The sequence below is a fragment of the Variovorax sp. LARHSF232 genome (assembly GCF_052871435.1).
Window position 1 is genome coordinate 21395 of sequence record NZ_JBIXJS010000011.1, and the last position, 21219, is coordinate 42613.

Consider the following 21219-nt stretch of genomic DNA (forward strand, 5'->3'; position numbering starts at 1 on the left):
GTCATGATCGACAAGAAGCACATCGGCATGAAGCTGCCGGTCTACAAGGCGACGGCCGAGGCGGGGCAGCTGCGCTTCTTCGCCAAGTCCATCGGCGAGACCAACCCGATCTACCTCGACGAATCGGCCGCGCGCGACGCCGGGCATCCCGGCCTGCCGCTGCCGCCGACCTTCCTGTTCTCGCTGGAGTTCCAGATCCCCTCGAACGCCTGGCGCGACGAGCTGGGCATCGTCACCTCGCGCATCCTGCACGGCGAGGAGAGCTTCAACTACCACCGCATGGCCTACGCCGGCGACACGCTGCAGTTCGAGACGCACATCGCCGACATCTACGACAAGAAGGGCGGCGCGCTGAGCTTCGTGGTGCGCGAGTCGCGCGTCAGCAACCAGCGTGGCGAGCACGTGGCGGACCTGCGCAGCATCCTGGTCCACAAGAACGCATGAAGGGACCGACCATGAGCCAACAACCCACATTCGCCACCGTCAACGTCGGCGACGTCCTGCCCCCGCTGGCATTGCCGGCGATCACCCGCACCACGCTGGCCCTGTTCGCCGGCGCCTCGGGCGACCACAACCAGATCCACATCGACACCGACTACGCCCGCAAGGCCGGCATGGTGGACGTGTTCGCGCACGGCATGTTGTCGATGGCCTACCTGGGCAGATTGCTGACGCAGTGGGTCGACCAGCGCCAGATCCGCAGCTTCGGCGTGCGCTTCACCGGCATCACGCATCTAGGCCACCAGATCACCTGCAGCGGCAAGGTGGTCGAGAAATTCGAAGTCGACGGCGAGCAGCGCGTGAAGCTCGAAATCGAAACGCGCAACCAGTACGGCGAGACCAAGATCGTTGGCGATGCCGTGGTCGCGCTCTGAACACATCCAACACTTTTTTCTTTGGAGATAGACAAATGGGAACTCTTGACGGCAAGGTAGCACTGGTCACCGGTTCGGGCCGCGGCATCGGCCAGGCGATCGCGATGAAGCTGGCCAGCCAGGGCGCGCGCATCGTGGTCAACGATCTGGATGCGGACCCGGCGAACGAGACGGTCGAGCTCTTGAAGAAGAGCGGCGCCGAGGCCGTGGCCTGCGCGGGCAACGTCAGCGCGCCCGACTTCGCCGAGCGCTACATCAAGACGGCGATGGACAGCTTCAAGGGCATCGACATCATCGTCAACAACGCCGGCTTCACCTGGGACGACGTGATCCAGCGCATGACCGACGAGCAGTGGCACGCCATCGTCGACTGCCACATGACGGCGCCCTTCCGCATCCTGCGCGCCGCCTACCCGGTCATCAAGGCGCAGGCCCAGGCCGACCAGGAAAAGGGCATCGAGGTGTTCCGCAAGGTGGTCAACGTGTCGTCGACCTCGGCGCTCAACGGCAATGCCGGCCAGATGAACTACTCGGGCGCCAAAGCCGGCGTGATCGGCATGACGCGCGCGCTCAGCCGCGAGTGGGGCCGCTTCAAGGTCAATGTGAACGCAGTGGCCTTCGGCCTGATCCACACCCGCATGACCAACGCCGACGCCAAGGCCGGTGCCACCGTGAACATCGAGGGCCGAGACATCCGCGTGGGCCTGAACCCCGAGCTGCTCAAGTCGCACGCCCAGCGCAACCCGCTGGGCCGCGGCGGCACGCCGGAAGAGGCGGCCGGCGCGGTGTACCTGTTCTGTCTGCCCGAGTCGAACTACATCACCGGCCAGGTCGTGGCCGTGGCCGGCTCGCCGCAATAACTGCGCGCCCGAGTGGGAATGGCGGCGGGCGCAGAGTGGGCCCGCTGCCTCCACTGCATCAGGTTGGTTGGTTGATAGAAGAAGTTCCGGAGACACGACAAGCATGACAACCCTCGCCGCCGAGGCCCCGGCCGCGCCCCCCACGGCGCGCTACCGGGCCGTGCCCTATGCGATCCGCAAGGCCACCTGCGAGCGGCGCGCCGACGGCACGCTGATCCTGCGTTCCCCGCTGACGCCCAAGGCCACCGGCCGCACGGGCTTTGCGGGCTATATCCCGCATTGGGCGAGCCGGCGCGGCGACCTGCCGGCCTTCTGCGAGCGCGATGCGCAAAGCGGCGAATGGAAGCGCATCACCTGGCGCAACCTGTGGCAGCAGGTGCAGGCCGTGGGCGCGAGCCTGCTGGAGCTGGGCCTGGGCCAGGGGCGGCCGCTGGTCGTGCTGTCGCCCAACTCGCTGGAGCAGCTCGTGCTGCTGCTGGCGGCCGAGTACGTCGGCGTTCCGACCGCGCCGGTGTCACCGGCCTATTCGCTGCTGAGCCGCGATTTCGCGCGCCTGAAGGGCGTGTGCGAACTGGTGCCGCCGGCGGCGCTCTTCGTGCAGGATGCCGCCACCTTCGAACGCGCTGTGGCCGCCGTCGGCGCTCCCGGCGTGCCGGTGATCGCGGTGCACGGTGCCACCGGCAGCGCGTTGTCGTGGAAGACGCTGTCGAATGCGGAACTGACGACGCAGCGCAAAGACCGGGTCGCTGCCGCGCATGCAGCCATCCGAACGGAGCATGTGGCCAGGATCCTCTTCACCTCCGGCTCCACCGGCGTGCCCAAGGGCGTACCGATCAGCTACAGCAACCTGCAGGCCACCGCGGCGAACCTGGCCGACATGTTCGCCAGCCTCGCCGAAGACAGCGAACCGCCCGTCTTCCTCGACTGGCTGCCCTGGCACCACGCCCTGGGCGGCGTGCTCAACCTGGGCCGCTCGGTACTGCTGGGCGCCACCCACTACATCGACGACGGCAAGCCGCTGCCCGGCCTGTTCGAGCGCACGGTGCGCAACCTGCGCGAGGTCTCGCCCACGCTGCTGACCAGCGTGCCTTCGGCCTGGACCATGCTGGCCGCCGAACTCGAGCGCGACCCGCAACTGGCGAAGAGCGTGTTCGCCCGCGTCATCAATTTCGGCTACGGCGGCGCCAGCCTGCCCAAGGACGTGAACGAGCGCATCCAGCGCGTGGCCGAGCGCACCGTGGGCGAGCGCATCGTGTTCGGCACCGGCCTGGCCTCGACCGAGACCACCGGCGTCGGCACCTACCGCAACTGGGCCAGCGACGATCTGAGCAACATCGGCGCGCCGCCGCCCGGCACCGAGATCAAGCTCGTGCCCCTGGAAGGCGAGCGCTACGAGATCCGGGTGCGCGGCGCACACAACTTCAGCGGCTACGTTGCACGACCCGACCTCACGGCGGCGGCCTTCGACGAGGAAGGCTTCTTCAAGCTGGGCGACGCGGTGCGCCTGGTGGACATGGACGACCCGGCCCAGGGCATGCGCTTCGACGGCCGCGTGGCGGAAGACTTCAAGCTCATCAACGGCACCTGGGTGCGCACCGGCGCCATCCGCCTCGGCCTGGTCGAGCGCTGTGCGCCGCTGATCACCGACGCCGTCATCTGCGGCCATGACCAGAACTACGTGGCCGCGCTGGCCTGGCCCAACGTGGCCGCCTGCCAGCGCCTGCTGCCTGAACTGGCCGGCCTGGGTGCCGACGAGTTGGTGGCGCACCCGGCCCTGGTCGCCGCCATCGCCGAGCGCCTGCGCTCGGACAAGGGCAGTGCCAGCCTGCGCGTGGAGCGTCTGCTGCTGATGGCCGAGCCGCCCTCGATGGACGCGAACGAGATCGCGGACAAGGGCTACGTCAACCAGGCCGCCACGCGCTCACGCCGGGCCCACCTGGCGGCGCAATTGTTCGATCCGCAGCCCGGCCCGCAGGTCGCGCGCGCCTGACCCCATTTCAAAAAAAACCACAGCAACGGAGACAAAAACCATGGGCATCGCTTCTTCCTCGATATTCATCAAGGGCCTCGTCGGCATCACCGCCATCGCGGCCAGCGCCCTCGCCTTCTCGCAGCAGGACTACCCGACGCGCACCATCACGATCGTCGTCCCGGCTCCGCCGGCCGGCGCGACCGACGTACTGGGGCGCGTGCTGGCCGACGAGCTGGGCAAGCGCCTGGGGCAGACCGTCATCGTGGACAACAAGCCCGGCGCCTCCGGCATGCTCGGTGCCTCAGCGGTGGCACGCGCCGCGCCCGATGGCTACACGCTGTTCATGTCGCACGCCACGCCGATCTACTACGCGCCCTACATGTTCGCGAAGGTGCCCTACGACGTGAAGCGCGACTTCGCCCTGATCACCGAGATCTGCTCGGCCAGCCTGGTGTTCGCGGTGAACAAGGACGTGCCGGTGCGCAACATGAAGGAGCTGGTGAGCTGGGCCCAGACCCACAAGGGCAAGGCCAACTACGGCTCCTTCGGCGTCGGCTCGTCGAGCCACCTCTTGATGGCCTACCTGAGCGAATCGCGCGGCCTGGGCATGGAGCACGTTGCCTACAAGGGCGAAGCGCCGATGATCCAGGACATGATCGGCGGCGTGATCCCGATGGGCCTGGGCACCCTGGGCACGATGGCCCCGCACATCGCCGGCGGCAGCCTGCGCCCGCTGGCCATCATCGGCGACAAGCGTCTGCCCGACATGCCCAACGTGCCCACCATGGCCGAGGCCGGCTTCACCGACAAGGAGTTCGAGCCGATCGGCGGCGTGATGCTGACCGCCCCCGCCAAGACCCCGACGCCGGTGCTCGCGCGGCTGGAGAAGGAACGCGCGCGGTGGTTCAGGGCGCCGCCATGAAGGCCCGCTTCCAGGCTTTCGGTTTGGTGGGCATGGGCAACAGCTCGGCCGAGTTCAAGAAGAACCTGGACGCCAGCGGGCCGGTGATCCAGAAGCTGGTGATGGTGTCGGGCGCGAAGGTGGATTGAGGCTGAGTCAATTGGGACGGAAGAGGTTCTGCGGGACGCCTGCCGCGTTGAACAGGTAGTCGCGCGAGGCTTCCAGGTCCCGGCGCAGCCGGCGCAGGTCGACGTCGAGCAGCTTCCCCTTCCACTTGCGCACCTTGCCAGCGACGATCACCGTCTCGACGTTGGAGCGCTCCATCAGCGATACCACCGCACCCGGCACCACGTTGAGCGGCGCCACGTTGATCGCCTCGGCGTCGAGGATGATGATGTCGGCCTCCTTGCCCGGCGTGAGCGAGCCGGTCTTGCGATCGAGCCGCAGGTCGCGCGCGCCCTCCATCGTGGCAAAGCGCAGCACGTCGCGCGTGGTCAGCAGTTCCGGCAGGGTTGGCGGGTTGTTCTGCTCCAGCGCCATCTGGTTGACGAAGGCCCTCTGCAACGCCATGGCGCTGCGCATCTGGGTGAACATGTCCGCCGTCAGGGTGCATTCCACGTCGACGCTCAGCGAGGGCGAGATGCCCATGGACAGCGTCTTGAGAATGGGTGGCATGCCATGGCGCATGTTCATCTCGATCGGGACGGCGAGCGAGACGCCCGCGCCGGCATCCTTCACCTTCTGCCAGCTCATGTCGGACATCCCTGTCATGTGAATGAACAAGTTGTCGGGGCCGAACTGGTTGGACGCGGCGAGCGCATCGAAGGTGGGGGACATGCCGAAGCTGCCGACGATGTGCGCCACCACCTGCAGCCCGAGCTGGCGCCCAAGGGCCCAGGCCACCTCGAAGCCCGGCAGGTAGATCTCGCCGCCCATGGTCATGGACAGGAGCTGATCGTCGGAGCTGAAGTACTGCGCCTTGATGCGGGCGGCATCCGCCGGGTACTGGTTGCCGGGGACATTGCCCGCGCTCTCGAAGTAGCCGAACACGCTGCGCCGCCCCGAGTCGGCCAGGCCCTTGATCGCGGCGTCGGAGTGCTGCGGCGAGTGGTGGATCTGGGAGATGTCGTGCACCGTCGTGACACCCGCGTCGATCTGGCTGAGCGCGCCGAACAGCTCGTTGATGTAGACGTCCTGCGGCCGGTACACCGGAGCGAACTTGCCGAGGATGTACTCGAAGTAGTTGATGGCGCCGTGCGGCTTGCCGTCGTTGAATAGCAGCCCGTCGGCCAGGAAGCTGCGCAGCGCAGTCTCGAACTGGTGGTGGTGCGTATCGATGAACCCGGGCATCACGATCTTGGCGCGGGCGTCGATCACGCCGCCGGACCCTGGCAGGTTCGGTCCGACGGCGAGGATCTTCTTGCCTTCGACCAGCACGTCGGCTTGCACGAAGTCGCCCACGTTCGGATCCATCGACATGACGTGGCCGCCCCGAATGACATAGCGCCGTCCGTATCGGCCGCTGTCCCTGGGCGAATCATCATCATCCTGCGCTGCAGCAATACGCTCGGTGAACAGGCCCAGCCCAGTTGCCGCAGCAGCGGTTCCTGACGCACCGGCTTTCAGGAAATTGCGCCGTGAATGGTTTGTCGGAGAACCACCCAGCGGATCGGCATGGTCTTGTGGCATTCCTTGATCGCAGAGTTTGCACATGGGTATGTCTCCTCCAGTGCGGGAGTCATCCGGAATGGACGGCTCCTCGGCTCATTCATAGGTGGAGAGATCCAGGGTGTAAAGCAGTGTTACATCGAGATGGGTGATGGACGGTGCGGCCGTTTCTCGTCTATCTATCCCACCTGCCGATCCCGCCCCGCCCAGTACCTGGCACGCAGCGTCTTCTTGTCCACCTTGTCCAGCGCCGTCAGCGGCAGGGCATTGACGAACTCCACCGCCTTGGGCGCCTGCACCACGCCCTTGCGGTCGGTGACGAAGGCGATCAGCTCCGCGGCATCGACGCAGGCGCCCTCCTTCACCACCACCACCGCCATCACCGCCTCGCCCCACTTCTCGTGCGGCACGCCGATGACGGCGGCCAGCGCCACGGCCGGGGAGGCAGTTTTCCACCTCGCTCGAATAGACGTTGAAGCCGCCGCTGATGATCATGTCCTTGGCGCGGTCGACCAGGTAGAGGTAGCCGTCGGCGTCGCGGCGCGCCATGTCGCCGGTGTGCAGCCAGTCGCCGGCGAAGGCCTTGGCCGTTTCCTCGGGCCGATTGAGGTAGCCCGACATCACCAGCGGCCCGCGCACGCACAGCTCGCCGATCTCGCCCATCGGGACTTCGCGATGGTCGGCATCGAGCAGGCGCACCTGGTTTCCCGGCAGGCTGCGGCCGCAGCTGCCCAGCAGCTCGGGGCGGTCGAGGTCATGCTCGTCGCGGCGCAGGTAGCTGATGGTCATCGGCGCCTCGGCCTGGCCGTAGACCTGCGCGAACACCGGGCCGAGCCGGCCCAGCGCCTGGCGCAGGCGCGCCGGCGCCATCGGCGCGGCGCCGTAGAGCACCAGGCGAAGGCTCGCCACATCGTGTTCACTCAACTCGGGCGAGTCGAGCAGGCCGTAGATCTGCGTGGGTACCAGGAAGGTCGTGGTGATGCGCTCGGCCGCCACGGCCTGCAGGAAGCCGCCGGGCGTGAAGCGATCCAGCAGATGCACCGTTCCGCCTTGCAGGAAAGTGGTGAGGATCATGGCGCCGGCCGCGTGCGACACCGGCGTGGCCGCCAGGAAGCGCACCTCCTCGGGCCACTCCCAGCAGGCGAGCTGCTGCAGCGCCGAAGTCACCACCGTGCGCTGGTGATGCACGATGCCCTTGGACTGGCCCGTGGTGCCGCCGCTGTAGGCGATCTTGAGGATGTCGTCGGGCTGCACGTCGAGCGCGATGTCGGTGTCGCCGTCCAGGCCGCTTGATGCCGCCAGAAGATCGGTGCCGTAGCCGGCCGGCCCCAGCGTCAGCACGTGCGGCACCAGTTGCCGCTGCGCAAGCGCGAGGCCACGCTCGGCATGGCGCGGCACGTCGATCACCAGCGCCTTGACCTTTGCGTCGACCAGGATGAAGGCCTGGTCTTCTTCCGAGCCGAGCGGGTGCAGCGGCGTGTAGACCAGGCCCATCAGGTGGGACGCGATGATGGTGGCGACAGACTCGGGCCGGTTGGTGGCCAGAACGGCGATGTCGTCCTGGCGGCGCAGGCCGAGGGACTGGAAGCAGCGGACCAAGCGGTGGCACTGTTGCTCCAGCTCGCGATAGGTCATGCGCATGCCGCCGCCGTTGCCCACAAGGGCCTCGCGGGTGGCGAAGGCCTTGAAGGCGGAGCGGTAGAGCTCGGCGAAGGTGGAGCCTTGGTGAAGGGTTGGGTTGGATGCGGGGTGCATGGCGGCTAGGCGTGGTTTCTCGCGTCAGCTCTAGAACAGGGGCTCAAGTAAGCAGCCCGAATGCATTTGTGTGACCACCTCTTTTGGGGGGCGTTCGGTCACATGCCTTCCGCTACCCAGCCCCCATGGCCGACGGTTGAGCCAGCACTGCGCTGACCGTGAAGTGGCGATAACCTGTAAGTTGCTTGTTTACATTGCCTTACTATCTGCTTCCGAGAACAAGGGGCAAATGGCAATGCGATTGACGTCATTCAGGATCAGGAACTTCCGCTCGATCAATGACAGCGGGTGGGTCGATGTCGCACAACTCACTGCGATGCTGGGCCGCAATGAGAGCGGCAAGTCAAACTTGTTGCGCGGGCTCAGAAGCCTGAATCCTGCTGAAGGCTTTGCCGCCTTGTCGCCAATCAAGGATTTTCCGCGCCACCGGAACCTAAAGGAATGTACGGTCGGAACGCCTGTCGTCGACTCGCGGTGGGCGCTGGATGGTGATGAACTGTCGCAGTTGGCCGCTATCCTGCCGAGAGTCCAGGGCGCAGACGTGTTGGTCACTATCAGCCGCTCCTATGGCAAGCACCGCTGGGTCCAAATCGATGGCTTGCCTGCACTGCCTTACGAGGCAGGCGATATCAAGGCCAAAATTCGGAAGATTGTTCCGGCGGTACAGGCAGCTGCCGACAAGCTGGAGGACCCAGTCAAGTCCACTCTGGCCATTGCGGCAGATGCGTTTGAAGCGGCATTAGTGCCAGACCCCGACCATGTCGAGTGGGCCACGCGAGCTGATGCAGCCGTCAAGGTCCTGCGCAAGACAATGGCCGCGGCAGACGTGGAGCTGACTGACAAGCAAGACCAGCTAATCGTCGAACTCGAAGATCTGGCGAAAGCAATCATTGGCGATGAGGGCGCGCAAGCGAAAGCTCACGAGTGGCTGCAGACCACCCTACCGAAGTTCGTCTACGTAGACGAGTACGCCGAACTGCAAGGCCATCAGAACATCACCGAGTATCTCCAGCGAAGGGCTCAGGGGCAGGCCAATGAGGCCGATATCAACTTCGAAAAGCTGTGCAAGGTGGCAGGCCTCAATCCACAGCAGCTACAGGATCTCCTGACGCAGAACGATGCCGAGACTCGGAACCAGTTGACCAATCGGTCCAGCGCAGTGGTAACCGGTGAAATTCGCAGGCTCTGGAAAGATCGTTCACTGAAGATCCGCTTCAACCTCGACGCCCAATACCTCGACACGTTGGTTTCCGATCCCAGCGCCGTATATGACGTGGAAGTGAATCTCAACGAGCGGAGCCGCGGACTGCAATGGTTCTTTTCGTTCTTTGTGATCTTTACGGCCGACACTCAGGGAGGCAAGGCCGAGAGCGCCATCTTGCTACTCGACGAGCCCGGTCTCTACCTCCATGCGCGCTCGCAGACGGACCTCTTGACCCACTTCGAGACTGATTTCGATAACCAGATCATCTACACGACGCACTCGCCATTCATGGTGCCGACACAGCACCTCGAATCCGTGCGCACCGTCAACATTTCCGAAGCTACGGGAACGACTGTCACCAATGATCCGACTGGCGACGCGAACACCCTGTTCCCATTGCAGGCGGCGCTTGGCTACAACATCGCGCAAAGCCTCTTCATTGGCTCGAACAACCTTATCGTCGAGGGCGTGACTGACTTTTGGACTCTCTCATCGGTGTCGTCATATCTCGCCCAGCAAGGGAAAGTTTCACTGAACTCTGAGCTCACCATTACTCCGGTTGGCGGTGCCCAGAAGGTCTCCTACATGGTGGCCTTGTTGACGTCTGAAGAACAAAACGTTCTTGTGCTGCTCGACCAGGAGAAGGAAGCCGAAGCAACCAAGAAGGACTTGGTGAACAAGAAGCTCATTGCCGAGCAGAACGTCGTGTTCGTGTCGGAGGCATTTGCATCCGCGCCGGCCGAGGCGGATGTAGAGGACCTCCTCGATCCTGCTGTCTATGAGGCGCTGGTGCGCGAGAGCTACAAGACTGAGTTGCAAGGGAAGCAACTCACCTTGAACGCGAACATTCCGAGGATCGCGAAGCGGTTCGAAGACGCGTTCAGAGCGCTGGGCATCAAGTTCTATAAGACACGGCCCTCTTCGCTGCTACTCAAGGAGATGGCGAATGATCCATCAGCGATGATCCCTGCTGAGAGCGCTGCACGATTCGAAGCTCTCTTCAAGATCGTCAACGAGCGACTGTCGAAACACTTTGCACGAAGCAAAGGCGCGTTTCAGTAAGGCCTCTGTTGGTTTGCCAGCCCTCTCACAAGAATAACCATGACGGATTCGTCACCGCCCAAAGCCTTCATTTCCTACAGTTGGTCTTCGCCTCAGCATGAACAGTGGGTAATGGACCTAGCTACAGAGCTGGTTCAATCCGGCGTCGAAGTCATTCTCGACAAATGGGACCTTCGTGAAGGCGGCGACGCCATCGCCTTCATGGAGTCAATGGTCACCGACGACACGATCAAGAAGGTCTTGGTGATTTGCGACAGGATCTATGCAGACAAGGCCGATGGCCGAGCCGGCGGCGTCGGCACGGAAACTCAGATCATCTCGAAGAAGGTGTACGAGAAGTCGTCACAGAGCAAGTATGCCGCTGTGGTGGCAGAGAGGGACGCTGAGGGCAACGCATATTTGCCGGTCTACCTGTCCACTCGCATCTACATCGACTTAAGTCAATCCGACCGCTATGCAGGCGAGTTCGAAAAGCTGGTCCGATGGATCTTCGACAAGCCGTTGAATGTGAAGCCCGAGATTGGCAAAGCCCCCTCGTACATCATTGATCCTGCAGCTACAGCTCTCGGGACTTCTGCGGCCGCCAAGCGCGCGATCGACGCCATCCGAAACGGCAAAGAATTTGCGCGTGGAGCAATTGACGAGTATCTCCACCTCATTGTCGAAAATCTGCCGCGCTTTCAGGTTCGAGAAGGTGACGAGCTAGACGATGCCGTCTTGAAGTCCATCGAGGACTTCCTGCCAGCTCGCAACGAGTACCTGCAGGTCGTGATGACGCTGACCCAGTACGGAAGCGCGACGACAAATGGTCAGTTACTCCATCGGTTCCTCGAATCGTTGATTCGTTTCGTCGACCGGCATGACAACTTCAGATTCATCGTCCACGAACTGTTCCTGTACACCCTGGCGATCCTACTGAAGGCGGAGCACCTTGAATCCGCCACCTACATCCTCTCTCAGCCTTACTTCGTTTCTGGCGACGAGAGAGGCAGGAACAGCAAGACAGTTACCTACGAGGAGTTCAGACAGTATGTTGAGTCGCTAGAGCGTAGAAACCGTCGACTGAATATGCGGAGGCTCTCGCTCAGGGCGGACCTCCTTGAACAACGCTCGAAGACATCCGGCATCTCGTTCGAGTCGGTCATGCAGGCCGACTTCATTTGCTACATGCGCGCCGAAGTCTCCGGCAATGAGAACTGGTACCCAGAGACACTACTTTACGTGGGCCACCATCGAGGCCCGTTTGAGGTGTTTGCGCGAGCCTCATCTAGCGCCTATCTCATACGTGTCCTGCCGCTTCTCGGCGTCAAGATCATCGGTAAGTTGACCGAAGCGCTGGAGGAAATCCGAGCGGACGCCAGAAGCAGAGTTCCTCGCTGGGAGGGCAACACCTTCAGCCCCAGCGCTCTGGTGGGCATCGATCAACTCGGATCGCGGCCTTAGCCTTTGCTCGGGGTTCGCGAAATGGAGCTACACGCCGCCCTCGCCCCCGAATCCCGCATCCAAGCCACAGCCTCATCCCGCCCCGCCACCCCCAGCTTCCCATATATGTTCTTCAAATGCCACTTCACGGTATCGATGGACAGCCCCAGCGCCAGCGCGATCTTCTTGTTGGGCATCGCCTGCGCCAGCAGGCCCAGCACATCGCGCTCGCGCTCGCTCAACGGTTCCACGGGGTGTCTTTTCGAGGCATCGGCCTCAGCGCCTTCTGAAACGGCTGCTTCGGCTGCCACAGGAACACGCCCCGCACTCCCCAGCCTCTCCGCATAGAACGCCAACACCGGATCCAGCGAAGCATCCTTCGCCATCACCTCCCCCACCAGTTCCATCACCGCCGGGTCCGCGTCCAGCAGGCTGCGCACCAGGCCCAACCGATGCCCGCTGCGCAAGGCCGCCAGCGTGCACTGCCTGGCTTCATCCGCCCTGCCCCGCCGCCGCTCGATCAGGGCCTGAAGCAGCTTCAACTGCGCCACCAGCCGCTGCCGCCCGCGCGCCTCGATGTTCGCGATCAGCGGCTCGATGCGCCGCGCTGCATCGTCCATGTCGCCGCGCGCCATGGCCCAGCGGATGCGCGCCCGTTCGGCCACCACGGCGATCTCGCCGAGCGCGCTGTGCTGCGCGTTGGCATGTCGCGCGTCGATCTCGTTCACCCTTTGCAGCACGGCCTCGGCGGCCGCAACGTCGCCCATCTGCAGGCGGTAGTGCACCTGCAGGGTCAGGCTGAACACCAGCAGCCGGTCCAGGCCCAGCGCGGCGCTGTAGTCCTCCAGCCGCTCCAGGTAGGCCATGGCTTCCAGCCTGCGCCCCGCCACCCAGTGCGCGGCTGCCAGCGTGCGGTGCACGCGCAGCACCGAATCGGGGATGGAGACGCGCTCCAGGACGTCCACGCGGTCTTCCAGCAGCGTCAGCACGGCCTCGATCTCGTCGTGCTCGTACAGCACCTCGCCCAGCAGCGCGCTCGCCGTGTAGCTGGCGTCGACGCAGGCGCTGCCGCCTTCGTTGGCCTCGCGCAGCACCTCGCGGTAGATGCGTTCGGCCTGCGTCATGCGGCCTTCCACGGCATAGCTCAGGCCGACCAGGGCGCGGCCCTGCAAGGTGCCAGACGAGGTGCCGCGCAGCGGCACGCCATCGATCAGCCGGATCGGGTTGTCGTGCTGCACCCGCCGGGCGCGCTCGTAGTCGCCGCGGTGCATGTAGAGCCAGGTGAGGAGGTTGTCGCGCGCGCCCGTGGCCAGTGCGTCCGCGCCCTCGGGCGCCGCCAGCAGGCGCGGCAGCAGCGTTTGGGCGGCGTCGGTGTCGTCGCGCTGCAGGGCGAGCGAGGCTTCCAGCAGCGTGAGCCAGAAGTGGCTGATGGCGTCGTCCGGCGGAATGTCGGGCCGCAGGCGCGCGATGTTGGCGGAGAAGGCATCCAGCTCGCGCGCGAACAGCTCGACCCGGATCATCCACAGCCGCAGCCCGATACGCGCCTGCACCTCGGCCGGCGGCAGCTGGCGCACCAGGCCGATCAGCTTGCGCAGCTCGCCGTGCACGGCCAGGCCGTGAGCCGATTTCTCCACCAGCGCCGCGGCGGCCGCCCCCTCGCCGGCCGCCACCGCCTGGCGCACCGCCTCGTCGATCAGGCCGTGGTCGCGAAACCACCGCCAGGCGATGCGGTGCACCTCGCGCTGATCAGCCTCGCTGCGCCGGCCCAGGCGTTCCCGCAGCGTCTCGCGCAGCAGCGGGTGCAGGCGAAACCAGGTCTCGCGTTCGGCGCTGCTTTCCACCGGCACGATGAACAGGTTCTCGGCCTCCAGCCGCGCCAGCAGCGGCCCCATGGCGGGGTCGTCGGCGGGCCGCCCGAGCAGGGCCGCGCACAGCGGCGCGCAGAAGCGGCTGCAGGCCGAGACGCTGGTCAGCAGCTCCAGGTCGGCGGGCGAAAGGTGCGAGAGCACCTCCTTCTCGAAGTAGGCGGCAAAGGCCTGAGGATCTTGCACGTGGGCGCGGGCGAAGTCGTCCGGCGCGTGGGCTTCTCGCTGCGCATCGCCGCCGGAGGCGCCGCGAGGGCCTGCCGCCAGCTCCTGCCGGCGCTTCTTCCAGTTGATGGCCAGCAGCTGCAAGCCTGCCGCCCAGCCGTCGCACAGCTCGTGCAGCGCCAGGGCGTCGCGCGGCGCGATGCTGCCCAGTTGCGAGCGCAGGAAGCGCTCGGATTCGGTTGCTGAGAAGCGCAGCTCGCGCACGTCGATCTCCAGCAGTTGGCCCTCGGCGCGCAGACGCTCGAGCGACAGCGGCAGCGCCTGGCGCGAGGCGATGGCGATGTGCAGGTTGGCCGGGGCGTAGTCCAGCAGCCATTGCAGCGCCTCGTGGATGCGCAGGTCCATCAGGTGCTGCAGGTCGTCCAGCACCAGCACCAGCTCGCGCGGATGGGCGGCGATGCCGCGCACCAGGGCGATCAGGGCGCGCTCCATCGCTTCGCTGTCGACGCCGCGGCCGGCGTAGGCGGCCGCCTCCTGGGTGGCGGCGGGCGCCACCTGCGCCACGCTGGCCAGCAGGTAGTCGAGCAGACGCGTGGGCTCGTTGTCCTCGGGCGTCAGGGTGAGCCAGGCCACATCGAAGCCCAGCGGCAGCAGCGCCTGGCGCCAGGCGACCAGGGTGGTGGTCTTGCCGCAGCCGGCCGGGCCCTGCAGCAGCACGCAGCGGCGGCGCCGGCCCTCCATCAGGCGGGCCAGCAGCGCCTCGCGCGCCACCACGCGCCCGGCGCTGCGGGGCGGGACGAGCTTGGTGCTGACCAGCGACCTTTGCTCATTGGCCACCGGATGGCGCTCGGGTTTGCGTGGCTGAGCTTTGCTTGACATGGGTCTGGCGCCATTGTGACCCGCGGGCCACATCGGCACTACGCGCCGCTCAAGTTGACATGCGGCGGTCGGCACCTAAAATACAGATATCTGTATCGGCATCACCCTCTTGGGCGCAGTATGAAAACGACCCTGAACCTCAACGACAGTCTGCTCAGCCAGGCCAAGGCGCTGGCGGCGCAGCAGCGCACGAGCCTCACCCGCCTGATCGAGGAAGGGCTGCAATTGCGACTGCGATCGACGCCAGCGCCCACCAAGGCCGTCCGCCTCCCCGTGTTTCGGGGCAAAGGAGGGCTCGTTGACGGCATCAGCGGCCTGAGCAACAAGGAAATGCTGGACGCGGCGGACCGTGACGCCTGACGTCAACGTGCTGGTGGCCGCCTCGCGCAGCGACCATCCCCATCATGCGGTCGCGCGCCAATGGCTGGAAAAGGCTCTCGCCGATGCCAGTATTGGGCCTTCACTGGCAATTCAGCCCATGGTGATTGCGAGCTTCTTGCGGCTCGTGACGAACGCGAAGGTTTTCTTGAATCCCACGCCAATTGCCGCCGCGTTGGAATTTGCCGATGCGGTGCTGGGCTCCCCCGGCGTCGAGCGGCCGCAACTCGGGGGCGAGTGGACCTTGTTGCGTGATCTTTGCAGTGCACAGCAACTGACTGCGAACGATATTCCGGACGCGTGGTTAGCTGCGGCAGTCATGCACCAGGGCGAGCACTTGGTGACCTTCGATGGCGACTTCAAGCGACTCTTGACGCGGGCGCAGTTCACGAGATTGGCTCGCTGAACGCCTCGATGGAGCGCTTGACGGCGCGCCCGTTCTTCGAGGCAAGGGGCATTGGTCGTGCCTCCGCCACCCGATCGGGGTAGTGGGGTTGCGGGGGGTGGCTTCCAGAATCCTTGCACGACAAGGAGACCCCGTGAACATCACCCGTACCGTCTACCGCGAAGACCACGAAATGCTGCGCGAGACCGCGCGCCGCTTCTTCGAGCGCGAATGCCTGCCCAAGCAGGCCGAGTGGGACAAGGCTGGCCGCACCGACCGCGAGACCTGGCTCAAGGCCGGCCGCGAAGGCCTTCTGTGCGTGACCGTGCCCGAGCAATATGGCGGCGGCGGCGGCGACTTCGGCCACGCCTGCGTGGTGGCCGAGGAACTGCACCGCTCGGGCGTCTCGGGCTTCAGCCTGTCGGTGCATTCAGACATCACCGCGCCCTACATCGTCAACTTCGGCACCGAGGAACAGAAGCAGCGCTGGCTGCCCAAGATCTGCCGCGGCGAAACGATCATGGCCATCGCGATGACCGAGCCGGGCACCGGCTCCGACCTCAAGTCCATCCGCACCAGCGCCGTGCGCGAGGGCGACGAATACGTCATCAACGGCAGCAAGACCTTCATCAGCAACGGCCTGAACGCCGACATGATCCTGGTGGCCTGCAAGACCGACCCGACGGCCGGCTCCAAGGGCGTGAGCCTGATCATGGTCGAGGCCGACCGCGCGGGCTTCCGGCGCGGGCGCAAGCTGGACAAGGTGGGCCAGCCCGCCGCCGACACCACCGAGCTCTTCTTCGACAACGTGCGCGTGCCGGCCAGCAACCTGCTGGGCGAAGAGAACAAGGGCTTCGTCTGCCTGATGAAAGAGCTGGCACAGGAGCGCCTGATCATCGCCGTGTACTGCGCCGCCAAGCTCGAGCGCCTGCTGGAGCAGACGCTGGAATACGTCAAGGACCGCAAGGCCTTCGACGGCACGGTGTGGGACTTCCAGAACACCAAGTTCAAGCTGGCCGACGTGAAGGCGCAGGCGGTGGCCGCGCGCACCCTGGTCGACTACTACATCGGCGAGCACATGCGCCGCCGCATCGACGTGCAGGAGGCCGCGATCGCCAAGCTCTTCGTCACCGAGGCGCTGTGGAAGTGCATCGACGACATGGTGCAGCTGCACGGCGGCTACGGCTACATGCTGGAGTACCCGATCGCGCGCGCCTTTACCGACTACCGCATCACCCGCGTGTTCGGCGGCACCAGCGAGGTCCAGCGCGACCTGATCGCCCGCAAGCTTTGAATCACCACAGGACAAGCACATGACCGAAAAAGTAATCGTTGCCGGCGTCGGCATGATCCCCTTCGCCAAGCCAGGCAAGAGCCTGAGCTACACCGAGATGGGCGCCGAGGCCGTGCGCCGCGCGCTGGCCGATGCGGGCATCGGCTACGACGCCGTGCAGGAAGCCTACGTGGGCTATGTCTACGGCGACTCCACCTGCGGCCAGACGGCGCTCTACGAAGTGGGCATGACAGGCATCCCGGTGGTCAACGTCAACAACAATTGCTCGACCGGCTCCACGGCCCTGTACCTGGCGCGCAAGGCGATTGCCTCCGGCGATGCGGATTGCGTTCTGGCGCTGGGCTTCGAGCAGATGCAGGCCGGCGCGCTCAAGTCCCACTGGGACGACCGCCCGCCCACGCGCGAGCGCTTCCTGCCGGTGCTGCGCGGCCTGACGGCCGACATGGACGGCATGCCGCAGGCCATCCGCACCTTCGGCGGCGCCGGCCGCGAATACATGGAGCGCTACGGCTGCAGCATGGAGACCTTCGCCGCCGTGCGCGCCAAGGCCAGCCGCCACGCGGCCAACAACCCGCTCGCCCTGTTCCGCAAGATCGTCACGACCGAGGACGTGATGAACGACCAGGTGATCCTGCCCGGCGTGATGACGCGCTTGATGGCCTGCCCGCCGACATGCGGAGGGGCGGCGGCACTCTTGGTGTCGGAGCGCTTCGCCAAGAAGCACGGCCTGCGCAGCGATGTGCAGATCCTGTCGCAAGCCATGGTCACCGACCCGGTGCAGTCCTTCGAGCCGCCCTCGATGCTGAGCTGGATCGGCACGCACATGACGAGTGCCGCGGTCAAGCGCGTCTACGAAGCCGCCGGCGTCGGCCCCGAGGACATCGACGTATGCGAACTGCACGACTGCTTTGCGCAGAACGAAGTGATCAGCTACGAGACGCTGGGCTTCTGCCCGGAAGGCGGCGCCGAGAAGTTCGTCAATGACGGCGACAACACCTACGGCGGCAAGGTCGTGGTCAACCCCTCGGGCGGCCTGCTGTCCAAGGGCCACCCGCTGGGCGCCACCGGCCTGGCGCAGTGCTACGAGCTGACGCACCAGCTGCGCGGCAGCGCGGACCAGCGCCAGGTCGAAGGTGCGCGCCTGGGCCTGCAGCACAACGTGGGCCTGGGCGGCGCCTGCGTGGTGACCCTGTACGGCAAGAACTGACATGGACTTGCAGCTCAGCCCAAGCGAAGCCGCGTTTCGCGACGAGGTGCGCGCCTTCATCCGCGAGCGCCTGCCCGCCGAGATCCGCGAGCGGCTGCACCGGGGCCACCCAGGCCGCAAGCAGGACATCGTGGCCTGGCAGCGCATCCTGCACGAGCGCGGCTGGGCCGCGCCGCACTGGCCGCGCGAATACGGCGGCGCCGGGCTCGGCACGGCTGAACGGCTGATCCTGGTCGAGGAGCTGCAACGCGCCGCGGCGCCGCATCCCCTGCCCTTCAACGTCGCAATGCTCGGCCCGGTGCTGCTGCGCTTCGGCACCGAGGAGCAGAAGCGCTTCTTCCTGCCCAAGCTGGCCCGGCTCGACCTGTGGTTCTGCCAGGGCTTCTCGGAGCCGGATTCAGGCTCGGACCTGGCGTCGCTGCGCACCCGCGCGGTTCGCGAGGGCGACGAGTACGTGGTCAATGGCCAGAAGATCTGGACTACCTCGGCCCACCACGCCGACTGGATCTTCGCGCTGGTGCGCACCGAGCAGGCGGCGCGCAAGCAGGACGGCATCTCCTTCCTGCTGATCGACATGAAGACCCCGGGCGTGTCGGTACGGCCCATCGTCTCCATCGACGGGCAGCACCACCTCAATGAGGTCTTCTTCGACAACGCGCGCGTGCCGGTGGCCAACCTGGTCGGCCAGGAAGGTCGCGGCTGGGACTGCGCCAAGTACCTGCTGGCCAGCGAGCGCACCAACATCGCCAACGTGGGCCTGTGCTGGGAGCGCCTGGCGTACGCGCACGAACTGGCGTCGCAGACCCGCCAGGGCGAACGCTGCCTGCAGGACGATCCCAAGCTGGCTGCGGAGCTGGCTGCCCTGGGCGCGGATATTCGCGCGCTGGAACTGACCAACTGGCGCTTCCTGCTCGACCCCGAGATCAGCCGCAAGAACCCGGGCTTTGCCTCCGTGCTCAAGCTCAAGGGCTCGGAGCTGATGCAGGAGCTCACCGCGCTGATCGCACGCATCGCCGGCCCGGCCGGCCTCGAGCGCCGCGATGCCGAAGGCGATGCCGCGTTGCATCCGCTGGCGGCCGCCGCCTCGCGCTACTTCTTCTACCGCGCAGCCACCATCTACGGCGGCTCCAGCGAGGTGCAGAAGGACATCCTGGCCAAGACGCTCCTGGGATAAGCCATGCAATTTGAACTGAACGAAGAACAGCAGGCCCTGGCGCAAAGCCTCGCGCGCCTGCTGGACGACCACTGCGGCTTCGAGAAGCGCCGCGCCATCGCGGCCTCGCAAGCCGGCTGGAGCGAAGCCGCCTGGGGCCAGCTGGCCGAGCTGGGCGTGATGGCGATGGGCATTCCCGAAGCCTTCGGCGGGCTGGGCGGCGGCGCGGGCGACCGGCTGCCGGTGATGCAGGCCTTTGGCCGCGCGCTGCTGCTGGAACCCTACCTGGCCTCCAACGTGCTCGCCGCGACCGCCGTGCTGACGGCTGGGAACGAGACACAGAAGGACAGCCTCTTGCCGGCCCTGGCCCATGGCGAAATGCGCATGGCCTGGGCGCATGACGAAGCCCAGGCGCGCCACGACGCGCTGTGGGTGCAGACCCGTGCAACGCGCGACGGCGGCCAATGGCGCCTGTCGGGTGCCAAGTCGCTCGTGCTGCACGCGGGCGCGGCCAGCCGCTTCGTGGTGAGCGCGCGCGTGAGCGGCCAGCCCGGCGACGAAGAAGGCCTGGCGCTGTTCCTGATCGATGCCGGCGCTGCGCAGTTGCGCAGCTACCGCCTGATCGACGACACGCCGGCCGGCGAGCTGACATTCGACGGCGCCCCGGCCGAGCTCTTGGGCGATGCCGGCGACACCGGCGACACCGCACGCGCCGCAGCCGCCATTCGCGCCACCTTGGCGGCTGGCACCGCCGCCGTCTGCGCCGAGATGGTCGGCACCATGGAAAGCGCCTTCGCGCTCACCACCGCCTACGTCAACACGCGCAAGCAGTTCGGCCGGCTCATCGGCGAATACCAGGCGCTGCGCCACCGCGTGGCCGAGATGGCCGTCGCGCTCGAGATGGCACGCAGCATGGCCATCGCCGCTGCGGTGGCCGTCGACGACCCAGCCTCGGACAACGCTGCCACCGACCTGCCGCGCGCCAAGCTGGCCATCGGCCGCCACGCGCGCGCGTTGTGCCAGCAGGCGATCCAGTCGCACGGCGGCATCGGCATGACGGAGGAATACGCCGTGGGCCACTGCCTGCGCCGCATCCACGTGCTCGACCAGTTGTTCGGCGACGCAGACGCGCAAGCCGCGCGGCTGGCCCGCCTGTGATTTCAAACTCGAACGGAGACAAAGCATGAACCGCCGCAACACCCTTCGCCTGCTGGGCGCCGCACTGACTTCGCTGCTGGCCGTGGCCCTGCCGCAAGCGCAGGCCGCCGACTCCTTCCCTTCGCGCCCGGTGCGCTTCATCGTGCCGCTCGGCCCGGGCAGCGGCTCGGACACGATCACGCGCCTGGTCGCCAGGCTGGTCACGCCGGAGCTCAATGGCCAATCCACCTTCATCGAGAACAAGCCAGGTGGCGACACCGTGCTGGCGGTGCAGAGCCTGCTGGCCTCGCCGGCCGACGGCTACAGCGTGCTGATGCTCTCGCCCTCGTCGATGGTGATCAACCCGCTCATCAACGACAGCCTGCCCTACGACGCGCAGAAGGACCTGCGCCCGCTGGCCACCATGCTGCGCAGCGCCGCGGTGCTGGTGACCGGTGCTTCATCGCCCTACAAGACCTATGCCGAGGCGATGGCGGCGGCGAAGAAGAGTCCCAAGACGGTCAGCATGGCCAGCTACAGCAACCACTACCGCATCGGCGCGCTGATGCTGCAGCAAGGCGCAGGCGTCGAGTTCAACTACATCCCCTACAAGTCGCCCGGCCAGGTGCAGACCGACCTGATGGGCGGCCAGGTCGACCTGGCGCTGCTCGACGTTGGCGGCGCGCTGCCGCTGATCGCCGCGGGCAAGGTGCGTCCGCTGGCCGTAACCGGCAAGGAGCGCCACCCCAAGCTGGCCAACGTGCCGACGGTGCGCGAGAGAGGCCAGCCGAACTACGACCTGTATGTGTGGATCGGCCTGGGCGTTGCCGCCAAGACGCCGGAACCCGCGGTGAAGACGCTGGAAGCGGCGCTGCTCAAGGCCATGACGCAGCCCGAATTCAAGACCTACGTCACCGAGACGGCGGGCGCCGAGGTCTACACCGTCGGCAGCAAGGAAATGGGCGAGATGATCGCTTCGGAGAGCGCGCGCTACCGCGCTCTGTCAAAGCAGGTCGACCTCTCGCAGAAGTGAAAGA

18 protein-coding genes are annotated in these 21219 nt (G+C 66.0%); 15 read left to right on the plus strand and 3 right to left on the minus strand.

Annotated elements, in window-relative coordinates; all coding sequences use genetic code 11:
• The first annotated feature begins 3 nt into the window (after positions 1 to 3).
• The 6 genes from ACIPRI_RS22530 (at position 4) to ACIPRI_RS22555 (ending at position 4757) form a co-directional block, all read left to right on the plus strand.
• On the plus strand, positions 4 to 444 hold the full coding sequence (locus tag ACIPRI_RS22530; RefSeq protein ID WP_446623722.1) for a MaoC family dehydratase N-terminal domain-containing protein: 441 nt from the start codon (positions 4 to 6) through the stop codon (positions 442 to 444).
• An 11-nt stretch (positions 445 to 455) separates the two neighbouring features.
• Complete coding sequence (locus tag ACIPRI_RS22535) at positions 456 to 875, plus strand: MaoC family dehydratase (RefSeq protein WP_446623723.1); 420 nt, start codon at positions 456 to 458, stop codon at positions 873 to 875.
• Positions 876 to 910: 35 nt separating this feature from the next.
• Complete coding sequence (locus tag ACIPRI_RS22540) at positions 911 to 1735, plus strand: SDR family NAD(P)-dependent oxidoreductase (RefSeq protein WP_446623724.1); 825 nt, start codon at positions 911 to 913, stop codon at positions 1733 to 1735.
• A gap of 103 nt (positions 1736 to 1838) precedes the next feature.
• Entirely contained in the window at positions 1839 to 3725 is a 1887-nt protein-coding gene (locus ACIPRI_RS22545; protein WP_446623725.1) for a feruloyl-CoA synthase, read from the plus strand.
• 40 nt (positions 3726 to 3765) lie between these two features.
• Positions 3766 to 4629: a Bug family tripartite tricarboxylate transporter substrate binding protein gene (locus tag ACIPRI_RS22550; RefSeq protein ID WP_446623726.1), complete on the plus strand. Its 864-nt coding sequence runs from the start codon at positions 3766 to 3768 to the stop codon at positions 4627 to 4629.
• On the plus strand, positions 4626 to 4757 hold the full coding sequence (locus ACIPRI_RS22555) for a hypothetical protein (RefSeq protein ID WP_446623727.1): 132 nt from the start codon (positions 4626 to 4628) through the stop codon (positions 4755 to 4757). Before ACIPRI_RS22550 ends, ACIPRI_RS22555 begins: the two co-directional genes overlap by 4 nt.
• Before the next feature lie 7 nt (positions 4758 to 4764).
• Here ACIPRI_RS22555 and ACIPRI_RS22560 read toward each other — a convergent pair whose 3' ends face one another.
• On the minus strand, positions 4765 to 6321 hold the full coding sequence (locus ACIPRI_RS22560) for an amidohydrolase family protein (protein ID WP_446623728.1): 1557 nt from the start codon (positions 6319 to 6321) through the stop codon (positions 4765 to 4767).
• A gap of 51 nt (positions 6322 to 6372) precedes the next feature.
• Positions 6373 to 8031: an AMP-binding protein gene (locus tag ACIPRI_RS22565; RefSeq protein WP_446623729.1), complete on the minus strand. Its 1659-nt coding sequence runs from the start codon at positions 8029 to 8031 to the stop codon at positions 6373 to 6375.
• 229 nt (positions 8032 to 8260) lie between these two features.
• Here ACIPRI_RS22565 and ACIPRI_RS22570 point away from each other — a divergent pair, with 229 nt between their 5' ends.
• Both ACIPRI_RS22570 and ACIPRI_RS22575 read left to right on the plus strand, forming a co-directional pair.
• Entirely contained in the window at positions 8261 to 10297 is a 2037-nt protein-coding gene (locus ACIPRI_RS22570; RefSeq protein WP_446623730.1) for an AAA family ATPase, read from the plus strand.
• A 39-nt stretch (positions 10298 to 10336) separates the two neighbouring features.
• Positions 10337 to 11740, plus strand: coding sequence for an SEFIR domain-containing protein (locus ACIPRI_RS22575; RefSeq protein ID WP_446623731.1), 1404 nt, complete (start codon positions 10337 to 10339; stop codon positions 11738 to 11740).
• Here the strand turns inward: ACIPRI_RS22575 and ACIPRI_RS22580 are convergent.
• Entirely contained in the window at positions 11737 to 14628 is a 2892-nt protein-coding gene (locus tag ACIPRI_RS22580; protein WP_446623732.1) for a LuxR C-terminal-related transcriptional regulator, read from the minus strand. The genes ACIPRI_RS22575 and ACIPRI_RS22580 overlap by 4 nt on opposite strands.
• A 120-nt stretch (positions 14629 to 14748) precedes the next feature.
• Here ACIPRI_RS22580 and ACIPRI_RS22585 point away from each other — a divergent pair, with 120 nt between their 5' ends.
• The 7 genes from ACIPRI_RS22585 (at position 14749) to ACIPRI_RS22615 (ending at position 21215) form a co-directional block, all read left to right on the plus strand.
• Positions 14749 to 14988 (plus strand): DUF6364 family protein, encoded by a 240-nt coding sequence (locus ACIPRI_RS22585; protein ID WP_446623733.1) that lies wholly within the window; start codon positions 14749 to 14751, stop codon positions 14986 to 14988.
• Positions 14978 to 15412 carry a TA system VapC family ribonuclease toxin gene (locus tag ACIPRI_RS22590; protein WP_446623734.1) on the plus strand — a complete coding sequence of 145 codons (435 nt, stop codon included), beginning with the start codon at positions 14978 to 14980 and terminating at the stop codon, positions 15410 to 15412. The genes ACIPRI_RS22585 and ACIPRI_RS22590 overlap by 11 nt, the downstream gene beginning before the upstream one ends.
• 133 nt (positions 15413 to 15545) lie before the next feature.
• Positions 15546 to 16685, plus strand: coding sequence for an acyl-CoA dehydrogenase family protein (locus tag ACIPRI_RS22595; protein WP_446623735.1), 1140 nt, complete (start codon positions 15546 to 15548; stop codon positions 16683 to 16685).
• Between the two features lie 19 nt (positions 16686 to 16704).
• On the plus strand, positions 16705 to 17892 hold the full coding sequence (locus ACIPRI_RS22600) for a lipid-transfer protein (protein ID WP_446623736.1): 1188 nt from the start codon (positions 16705 to 16707) through the stop codon (positions 17890 to 17892).
• A gap of 1 nt (position 17893) precedes the next feature.
• Positions 17894 to 19066: an acyl-CoA dehydrogenase family protein gene (locus ACIPRI_RS22605; RefSeq protein ID WP_446623737.1), complete on the plus strand. Its 1173-nt coding sequence runs from the start codon at positions 17894 to 17896 to the stop codon at positions 19064 to 19066.
• 3 nt (positions 19067 to 19069) lie between these two features.
• Positions 19070 to 20203 carry an acyl-CoA dehydrogenase family protein gene (locus ACIPRI_RS22610; protein WP_446623738.1) on the plus strand — a complete coding sequence of 378 codons (1134 nt, stop codon included), beginning with the start codon at positions 19070 to 19072 and terminating at the stop codon, positions 20201 to 20203.
• Between the two features lie 25 nt (positions 20204 to 20228).
• On the plus strand, positions 20229 to 21215 hold the full coding sequence (locus tag ACIPRI_RS22615) for a Bug family tripartite tricarboxylate transporter substrate binding protein (protein ID WP_446623739.1): 987 nt from the start codon (positions 20229 to 20231) through the stop codon (positions 21213 to 21215).
• The last annotated feature ends 4 nt before the right edge of the window (positions 21216 to 21219 follow it).

Coding starts and splice junctions, on each gene's coding strand:
- ACIPRI_RS22530 (WP_446623722.1), top strand. CDS start 4: ATGATCGACAAGAAGCACATCGGCATGAAGCTGCCGGTCTACAAGGCG.
- ACIPRI_RS22535 (WP_446623723.1), top strand. CDS start 456: ATGAGCCAACAACCCACATTCGCCACCGTCAACGTCGGCGACGTCCTG.
- ACIPRI_RS22540 (WP_446623724.1), top strand. CDS start 911: ATGGGAACTCTTGACGGCAAGGTAGCACTGGTCACCGGTTCGGGCCGC.
- ACIPRI_RS22545 (WP_446623725.1), top strand. CDS start 1,839: ATGACAACCCTCGCCGCCGAGGCCCCGGCCGCGCCCCCCACGGCGCGC.
- ACIPRI_RS22550 (WP_446623726.1), top strand. CDS start 3,766: ATGGGCATCGCTTCTTCCTCGATATTCATCAAGGGCCTCGTCGGCATC.
- ACIPRI_RS22555 (WP_446623727.1), top strand. CDS start 4,626: ATGAAGGCCCGCTTCCAGGCTTTCGGTTTGGTGGGCATGGGCAACAGC.
- ACIPRI_RS22560 (WP_446623728.1), bottom strand. CDS start 6,321: ATGTGCAAACTCTGCGATCAAGGAATGCCACAAGACCATGCCGATCCG.
- ACIPRI_RS22565 (WP_446623729.1), bottom strand. CDS start 8,031: ATGCACCCCGCATCCAACCCAACCCTTCACCAAGGCTCCACCTTCGCC.
- ACIPRI_RS22570 (WP_446623730.1), top strand. CDS start 8,261: ATGGCAATGCGATTGACGTCATTCAGGATCAGGAACTTCCGCTCGATC.
- ACIPRI_RS22575 (WP_446623731.1), top strand. CDS start 10,337: ATGACGGATTCGTCACCGCCCAAAGCCTTCATTTCCTACAGTTGGTCT.
- ACIPRI_RS22580 (WP_446623732.1), bottom strand. CDS start 14,628: ATGTCAAGCAAAGCTCAGCCACGCAAACCCGAGCGCCATCCGGTGGCC.
- ACIPRI_RS22585 (WP_446623733.1), top strand. CDS start 14,749: ATGAAAACGACCCTGAACCTCAACGACAGTCTGCTCAGCCAGGCCAAG.
- ACIPRI_RS22600 (WP_446623736.1), top strand. CDS start 16,705: ATGACCGAAAAAGTAATCGTTGCCGGCGTCGGCATGATCCCCTTCGCC.
- ACIPRI_RS22605 (WP_446623737.1), top strand. CDS start 17,894: ATGGACTTGCAGCTCAGCCCAAGCGAAGCCGCGTTTCGCGACGAGGTG.
- ACIPRI_RS22610 (WP_446623738.1), top strand. CDS start 19,070: ATGCAATTTGAACTGAACGAAGAACAGCAGGCCCTGGCGCAAAGCCTC.
- ACIPRI_RS22615 (WP_446623739.1), top strand. CDS start 20,229: ATGAACCGCCGCAACACCCTTCGCCTGCTGGGCGCCGCACTGACTTCG.